This window comes from Aquisalimonas sp., assembly GCF_007120195.1.
GTDB lineage: Bacteria > Pseudomonadota > Gammaproteobacteria > Nitrococcales > Aquisalimonadaceae > Aquisalimonas.
The window spans coordinates 1-6,256 of the sequence record NZ_SKOG01000078.1 but is presented as its reverse complement, the minus strand read 5'-3'; the positions used below and the strand labels follow the sequence as shown (position 1 = coordinate 6,256).

Below are 6,256 nucleotides of genomic sequence, written 5' to 3'. Positions count from 1 at the left end.
TGCAAGCTCCTTCACGAACTCGGGGCGCTCCGGCCTGGGACCGACGAAGCTCATGTCACCCCGGAAGACGTTGGCGATCTGGGGCAGCTCGTCGATACGCAGAAAACGAATGACATAACCGACCGGGGTGATGCGCTTGTCACCCGGAGTGGCCCAGCGGGCCTTGCCATCTTTTTCCGCATCATTGCGCATGCTGCGGAACTTGCGGATGATAAAGCTCTGCCCTCTCTCCCCCACGCGCCGCTGCTTGTAGAAAATCGGGGTTCCCATGGTGACGAAGATGGCCAGGGCCGCAATCAGCATGATCGGCGCCGTCAGAAGCAGCAGCGCGGCGCTGGCGACCATGTCGAAGATACGTTTGACGCTCTTGCGCAGGCAGTTGCAGCGAAAGCCTTCGCTGAAAATGAGCCAGCTGCTGTTCAGGGAATCCACCCGAATCTGACCGGTTTCGCGTTCGAAAAAATCCGTTAGATGGGTGACACACACGCCGTTAAGCCTGCATTCCAGCAGATCCCCGACGGGGAGGCCGCCGTTGCGGCGATCGCGGACGCCGACAATGATCTCGGTAATCCCATTGCGGCGGACGACGTCCCAGAGGGACTCCTGGTCTTTGCGGTGGATCAATCGCTCGCTGGGGACAGAGTGCTGATCTTCGTTGGCGGGAAGAAAACCCACGACATCCATGCGTCTCGCCGTTGGCTGGGCGCGAATAATCTCCTCGACGCGCGCCGCACGACTCCCCGTACCGATCACCAACAATTGCGAACGCAGCGCCCGCGCGCCCGACCACCGGAAGACAATGAGGCGCTCCACCGAGATGAGGCCAAACGCCGCAGCGATACCCAACGCCCCAGGGACGCCAAGCACCGCCAGGGTGTCGTCCAGCCCCTGCGACAACACGCTGACAACGCCGAACCCAATGCCACCCGCCGCGATCAGCCGCAGCAGGGTCGACCCCCAGCCTTCGATGGAAGACTGGCCGTAAACGCCCATGATGCCCATGGCCAGGAGCATTGACCCGGCAAGCAGAAATGATTCCAAGGCCACGCGCTCCACGCTGCTCACATAGCCAGGGCCACCAGCCCAGACAATAGCGGCGAGGTAGACGGATGCAGCGAGAATCAGCGCTTCCAGGACCGCGATAAACAGAGTGTTCCGCGGCACATAATGGCTAAATAAGCGGATCATGCCCTCAGTCCCCTCTTCTTGTTCCTTCTCCCTACCACCCGGAGGATCGGCCCGGCATCTTTAAATTACGCGCTTGCCCACCACACGCCCCGCGCAGACATGCAGTGTGAGCCACTAGATGACCCTCCAGTTACAAGAGTATACCCGTTTGCCGAAAACAGCGACCCCTTTTGTGAACTGGTTCACAGCTTATAATCAATATGATTGGGGCTTGGGGCAACCGGCCACGCCGCACCGGGTTGCCTGAACACGCCCGGCGCCACCGCCGATTGTGATCAACCGCACACGGCAAACCAAAACCCCCGGCTCGCGTGTACCAAACCCGCGACGAGCCGTGTCATGATGCCGGTTGATGCCGCTTGGCGGGTGCGCGCAAGCCCATGGCTGACACCGGGCGCCCAAGGTCGCGGGGTTTCAGGCGTACTGAAACCCACAACAAGTATATTCCTAAGGTTAGTTGGGCTATGGAAACCCACAAGACGAGAATTCGATCCATGCAATGGGCTCAGATCAGCCTCGCACTGGCCTTGGTGCTTGGCGCAGTCACGACGCCGCTGCCAGCCAACCCAATGGCTTCCCTGCCCGACACGATCGAGGCGGTGCGACCCTCGGTTGTTGGGATCGGCACGTATCAGCGCACGCGCTCGCCGACCACACGCCTGGAAGCCACAGGGTTCGCGATCGCCGATGGCCGTCACGTGGCGACCAACGCCCACGCCCTGTCCGATTCGATTGCAACGGAACAGGGCGAGTACCTGAGCGTGTTTGTCGGCCGTGGCCGGGACGGTGAGGCGCGCCGCGCCGAGCGCGTGGCCGTCGATCGTGACGCGGACCTGGCTATTCTCCGCTTCGACGGCGAGCCGCTGAAGCCCCTGACACTGGGCGATTCAGACGCCGTGCGGGAAGGCGATCTCCTGGCGTTTACAGGATACCCCATTGGCCTGGTCCTCGGACTGTACCCGGCCACCCACCGCGGGATCGTCGCGACCATTACCCCACTGGCGATCCCGGCGGGCCGCGACCGGGACCTGGATGCACGCACGCTGCGACGGCTGCGAAACCGCCCCCCCGGCGTTTTTCAACTCGATGCAACCGCGTATCCTGGAAACAGTGGCAGTCCGCTCTATCACCCCGAATCCGGTCATGTCGTCGGCATCATCAACCGCACTCTGGTCCAGGGCTCAAGGGAGCAAATACTGAGTCACCCAAGCGGCATCTCCTACGCGATCCCCGTTGGACTGCTAAAGGACCTTCTGGAGGAGGCCGACCTGCGATGATCGAGGTAATGCGCCTCCCGATGGCACGGCGACTGATCCACGCAGCGCTCGAAAGGATACTGATACCGATGCAGCCCAATCATGCTGGCTAAACTGAAACTGAAACTCGGACTGGGGGCGCGCATTCACTGCATCCCTGCGAATGGGCAAGGCCGTGACCTGATCGTCGGCGACCTGCACGGCTACCGCCGGACCCTGGACACCGCTTTGAAGAACCTGCGGTTTAATCCGCAGCACGATCGCCTCATTTCCGTCGGTGATCTGGTGGACCGTGGCCCTGACTCCATCGGCTGCCTTCGCCTGCTGCGCGAGCCCTGGTTCCTGGCCGTCATGGGTAACCACGAGGATCTGATGCTGGGCGCGGTGCAGGAGTACACCACGGGCCGGGGCGGCGGTCACCGCTTTGCCGCGCATCATGACAATGGTGGCGACTGGTTGCTGGAAGCCTGGCCTCCCGATGAGGAACTCCAGGAGTTGGTCACCCTGACTCAGGGTCTGCCGCACCTGCTCGTCGTCGGCGAAGGCGACAACCGCTACCACGTGGCGCACGCGGGTCTACCGGACGGCATCACGGACAAGACCATCGATCGCGGCTTCATCAGTGACCCGGCGGGGTTGCTCTGGCGTCGCAGCCTGGGCAATGCCCTGCGGCAGCTCAAGGAATCGCAGGAGCTTCCCGGCCCGTCACCAGCGGATCTATCCACCACCTATTGCGGGCATGTCATCTGCGCCGACGAGCAAGGGCTGCCGTTGCGCGGGTTCGGGCATGTGAACCTGGAAACAGGGGTTGCGGCAGGCGGGGTGTTGACCATCGCCGTACGCGACCCCGACGGCCGGGAGGCGATCCATCAGCAGGCGCCGCGAGGGTAAGGGTGGGTAGCGCCTCAGGCGCTGACCGTCTTGCGCAACCGAAGACCCAACTCGCGCAGCTGATCCTCGCCCACCGCCGCCGGGGCATGGGTGAGGGGGCAACTGGCGGTCTGCGTCTTGGGAAAGGCCATGACGTCGCGGATGGACCTGGACTCGGTCATCAGCATGACGAGGCGGTCCAGCCCGAAGGCGATACCCCCGTGGGGCGGTGCGCCGTAGTCCAGGGCCTCCAGCAGGAAGCCGAACTTCTCGCGGGCCTCGTCCTCGCCGATGCCAAGCAGGCCGAGGACGGCGCGCTGCATGTCGGGGCGGTGGATACGGATGGAGCCGCCGCCGAGCTCGGTGCCGTTGAGCACCATATCGTAGGCGCGGGATTGCAGCTGCTGCGCATCGGCGCCCTTTAGCGCGTCCACGCTCTCCAGCGTCGGCGCGGTGAAGGGATGATGCAGGGCGTAGAGGCGCTTGTCCTGTTCGTCGTACTCGAACATGGGAAAGTCCACGACCCACAGCGGCCGCCAGCCCGGTTCCACCAGACCGCGATCGTGGCCGAGCCTGACGCGCAAGGCACCGAGCGCCTCGTTCACGACCTTGGCCTTGTCGGCGCCGAAGAAGATGAGATCTCCGGCCTGGGCGCCGACGCGCTCCAGGATGCCGGTCACCGCCGCATCGGGCATGAACTTGATAATCGGCGACTGCAGCCCCTCGCGCCCTTTCGCGGGATCGTTGACCTTGATGTAGGCCAGGCCCTTGGCGCCGTAGCGGCCGACGAATTCGGTGTAGGTGTCAATTTCCTTGCGGGTCAGCTCGCCGCCGGCGGGCAGACGCAGCGCGGCCACGCGGCCCTTCGGATCATTGGCCGGCGTGGAGAAGACCTTGAACTCCACGTCGGTCAGCAGATCGGCGACTTCCACCAGCTCGAGTGGGATGCGCAGGTCGGGCCGATCGATACCGAAACGCTCCACGGCCTCGGCATAGGCCATGCGCGGAAACGGGCGCGCCAGTTCCTGCCCGAGCACCGTGGCGAAGAGCTCGGCAATCATGCCTTCCATGAGCGCCATAATGCCGTCTTCATCCGTAAAGGATGTCTCGATATCCAGCTGCGTAAACTCCGGCTGGCGGTCGGCGCGCAGGTCTTCGTCGCGGAAGCAACGCGTGATCTGGTAGTAGCGATCCAGGCCGGAGACCATCAACAGCTGCTTGAACAGCTGCGGCGACTGCGGCAAGGCGTAGAACGCGCCCTGGTGCACGCGGCTTGGCACCAGGTAGTCCCGCGCGCCTTCCGGCGTCGCTCGGGTGAGCATGGGGGTCTCGATATCCAGGAACCCGTGGCCGTCGAGGTAGCGGCGCAGCTCGCCGGTGATGCGCGCGCGGGTGCGCAGTTTCTGGACCATCTCCGGGCGGCGCAGGTCCACATAGCGGTGGCGCAGGCGCACATCCTCGCCCACTTCCTCGTCATCCAGCTGGAACGGCGGCGTCTTGGCGGTGTTCAGTACCGTCAACTCGTGCCCCAGGACCTCCACCTGGCCACTGTTGAGGTTGGGGTTCTCGGTACCGGCGGGCCGCCGCCGCACGCGGCCGTGAATCCGCAGCACGAACTCGCCGCGCACGCTCTCCGCGGTGGCGAAGGACTCGGGGCGATCCGGGTCGAACACGACCTGTACCAACCCGTCGCGGTCGCGCAGGTCAATAAAGATGACGCCGCCATGGTCACGGCGCCGGTGGACCCAGCCGCAAAGCTCCACCTCCGTGTCAAGTAGTGCTTCGGTAACCTGGCCGCAATAATGGCTGCGCATGACAACTGTGCCCTGGCTGTGCGTAGTGAGACGGGGTGCGAGCAGGGCGGCAATGGTACGGTCTCACCCGGGGCGGCGCAAGCGACTGGCAGGCTGTTCAGGAGTTTGCAGCGGCCTTGCTGCGCGTGCCGCTTTCCTGACTACTGCTCTTTTTCTCGGCTTTGCTCTCGGCTTTGCCCTCGCCTTTGCCGCTGCCCGAGCTGGTGGACTCCCCGGCACCCGCGGACGCGGAGCCGCTGTCGCCGCTGCTGGCGGCGTGGGTGTCCCCGGCGACATTGCGCTTGTTCGAGGATTTAAAGTCGGTTTCGTACCAGCCGCCGCCCTTTAGCCGGAAACCCGCTGCGGAGATTTTCTTGCGCAGTTGGGGTGCGCCGCACTCCTCGCAGTCGGTCAGCGGTGCGTCGCTGAATTTCTGGATGGCTTCCTGCTCGTGCCCGCATCCAGCGCAGTGGTATTCGTAGATCGGCATTGTTGTGTCCTCTCGGGTTCGCCGAGGTCTATATAAGGGTCGGCGCAATGGAAGGCAAGTGGTTTGTGTAGTATGCACTACGCGCGAGCCACCCCGACGGCTAGGCGACGCCTCCCTGGTGCGAGACAATCGGTACCCCGGAGACGGTATCTTGGAGTCCCTCCCATTCCCCTGCTGCTTGCCATCATTGCGCTGGCGCTCCTGTTCGCCCTGATTCAGATCGGGGCGGTGAGCATCGCGTTCGGGAAGCTCGGCCTGACCGCGGGCTCGGGGATGCTGCTGCTCATGAGCTGCATCGGGGGGAGTCTGGTCAATATGCCGCTATTTCAAATGCGGGCCAACGGCGAGGTACGGCCGAACCGCCCACCCATGCCCATGCCTTGGCTGCAGCGTTTTCAGCAGCCCTTTTACGGGCGCACGGTGGTGGCGATCAACCTCGGCGGTGCGATCATTCCCGTGGCGTTCAGCTTCTACCTGCTGGCCACACAGTCGCTGCCCTTCTTTGCCGTCGTGCTCGCGGTCGCCGGCCAGAGTGCGGTGTGTTACGTATTCAGCCGACCGGTGCCTGGCCTGGGTATCGCCATGCCCGTGCTGGTGGCGCCAATCACCGCGGCGGTGCTGGCGGTGACGCTCGGCGGTGAGCAGTCCGCGCCGCTGGC

At 64.2% G+C, this 6,256-nt stretch carries 6 protein-coding genes; 3 read left to right on the top strand and 3 right to left on the bottom strand.

The window, feature by feature from the left end; genetic code table 11:
* Positions 1-1,188, bottom strand: a 1,188-nt coding sequence (locus QZT63_RS06605; protein ID WP_290649640.1) for a sugar transferase, incomplete at its 3' end; no start/stop codon positions are given.
* 494 nt (positions 1,189-1,682) lie between these two features.
* On the opposite strand from QZT63_RS06605, the gene QZT63_RS06600 reads away from it, so the two are divergent.
* Positions 1,683-2,465 (top strand): serine protease, encoded by a 783-nt coding sequence (locus QZT63_RS06600; protein ID WP_290649638.1) that lies wholly within the window; start codon positions 1,683-1,685, stop codon positions 2,463-2,465.
* An 81-nt stretch (positions 2,466-2,546) separates the two neighbouring features.
* Complete coding sequence (locus QZT63_RS06595) at positions 2,547-3,335, top strand: metallophosphoesterase (RefSeq protein ID WP_290649637.1); 789 nt, start codon at positions 2,547-2,549, stop codon at positions 3,333-3,335.
* Between the two features lie 14 nt (positions 3,336-3,349).
* Here the strand turns inward: QZT63_RS06595 and aspS are convergent, their stop codons facing one another.
* Positions 3,350-5,128, bottom strand: coding sequence for an aspartate--tRNA ligase (aspS, locus tag QZT63_RS06590; RefSeq protein ID WP_290649636.1), 1,779 nt, complete (start codon positions 5,126-5,128; stop codon positions 3,350-3,352).
* Between the two features lie 97 nt (positions 5,129-5,225).
* Positions 5,226-5,597 (bottom strand): zinc ribbon domain-containing protein, encoded by a 372-nt coding sequence (locus QZT63_RS06585; protein WP_290649634.1) that lies wholly within the window; start codon positions 5,595-5,597, stop codon positions 5,226-5,228.
* Between the two features lie 72 nt (positions 5,598-5,669).
* Here QZT63_RS06585 and QZT63_RS06580 point away from each other — a divergent pair.
* Positions 5,670-6,256, top strand: a 587-nt coding sequence (locus QZT63_RS06580) for a DUF1614 domain-containing protein (RefSeq protein WP_290649632.1), incomplete at its 3' end; no start/stop codon positions are given.

Bases quoted from the DNA above. Each gene is read 5' to 3' on its own strand.
- QZT63_RS06600 (WP_290649638.1), top strand. From the start codon at position 1,683: ATGCAATGGGCTCAGATCAGCCTCGCACTGGCCTTGGTGCTTGGCGCA.
- QZT63_RS06595 (WP_290649637.1), top strand. From the start codon at position 2,547: ATGCTGGCTAAACTGAAACTGAAACTCGGACTGGGGGCGCGCATTCAC.
- aspS (WP_290649636.1), bottom strand. From the start codon at position 5,128: ATGCGCAGCCATTATTGCGGCCAGGTTACCGAAGCACTACTTGACACG.
- QZT63_RS06585 (WP_290649634.1), bottom strand. From the start codon at position 5,597: ATGCCGATCTACGAATACCACTGCGCTGGATGCGGGCACGAGCAGGAA.